The organism is Pedobacter sp. 01T416_2 (assembly GCF_056398925.1).
Genome location: NZ_JBFTQI010001112.1, coordinates 1 through 1364, shown reverse-complemented (window position 1 = coordinate 1364; position 1364 = coordinate 1). Strand labels below are relative to the sequence as shown.

At 38.0% G+C, this 1364-nt stretch carries 2 protein-coding genes; both read right to left on the bottom strand.

What is annotated here, in order from left to right; genetic code table 11:
- Positions 1 to 412 (bottom strand): hypothetical protein (locus AC1DPQ_RS27815; RefSeq protein WP_477611577.1); only part of this gene is annotated, 412 nt, incomplete at its 3' end.
- Between the two features lie 12 nt (positions 413 to 424).
- A complete protein-coding gene (locus AC1DPQ_RS27810) occupies positions 425 to 1261 on the bottom strand; it encodes a hypothetical protein (RefSeq protein ID WP_477611576.1) in 837 nt (278 codons plus the stop codon).
- Positions 1262 to 1364: the final 103 nt, after the last annotated feature.

Genomic DNA, 1364 nt, shown 5'->3' with positions numbered 1-1364 from the left:
AGGTAGTCCCGATAAGATTTTTTCTAGTGAAATGATTCTTGGGGCCTATAACCCTGATCTTTATAAGGTTTTCTAGTGAAATGATTCTTGTTTTAGTGCTTACCGCACCACTAGCATAAGCATATACCGCATACTGGTTATAAATATTAACACCAGTTCCGTTTGCAGGAATCATATTATAACGCTGCGCCAATAGGTCTGGAATGGTTAATGTTAGGTTTTCGCCATATAAGGTATTTCCTCCCAGTTTTACATAAGTACCATTTAAATAGGCCTTTATATTTTTAGCTGAAGTGAAAACCTGTTCTTCAAGAAGTTTGTCTTCAGGCTGTATCTCTAAATATTTCTTACAAGAAGAGATCGCAACTATGGCGCAAATTAAGATGATGATGTTTCTGTAATTTTTTTTCATTATTCCTATAAATTAGAATGAAGCCCTTAAACTAAATGACACGGAACGTGCAAATGGATATTCAATCCCCCGCTCGCGTTTAACTGTTGAGAAGCGGAAAATATCATTTGTATAAGCAGATAAATTTAGGTTTGTCATACCCATATTTTTCATCCATTTGGCATTTAAAAAGCTATAGTTCACATTAATTGATTCAAGTGAAAGTGAGTTTTCTTTCTGAAGAAAGCGGCTTGACATCTCGGTTGACCTTACATTCGGATCGCCCATATAGATGTTCTTGAATTGGGTAATGTCGCCAGGTTTTTTCCACCTATCGTACAAGGCACGCCTATCCTGGTTGTTCACAATATCATTGAAATCGATATTTTCAACTTTTTCAAGCAGTGCTGAATTGAAAACATTGGCACCTAATTTATAACGCATTGTTAGCTGCACGGATAGATTTTTATAGGTAAAATTGTTTGAGATAACACCTTCTAATATTGGTCTGGAACTGCCCACTTTAGTATTAAGCCCAAGTGTATAATCTGTCGTACTCCCTCCATCAGCTGTTAAATACATTTCACGGCCAGTAGCGGGGTCAATACCTAAAGAGATAACGGTAAATAAATCATTAGGGCTGGCTCCATCCTGGAAACGGGTTAAAGTTTTATCGCTTACTACCCTTTTTAGCTCCCCAGGCGCCGCTGGTGCCGCCTCCGCTATCATTTTGTCATTCATTTTCTTTAATGCATCGCCAAAACCAACATATACACTATTGGTTCTTGCTCCTGTTACACCAACCCGCCAAATAATACGGCCTGCACGATTATTGATCACCGCATAATTCAACCTAAATTCAGTTCCCAAGGTCTTTAATTTACCTACATTCATCGAATAACTGGCAACACCTGAAGATGGTCTTTAATTTACCTACATTCATCGAATAACTGGCAACACCTGAAGATGTAGG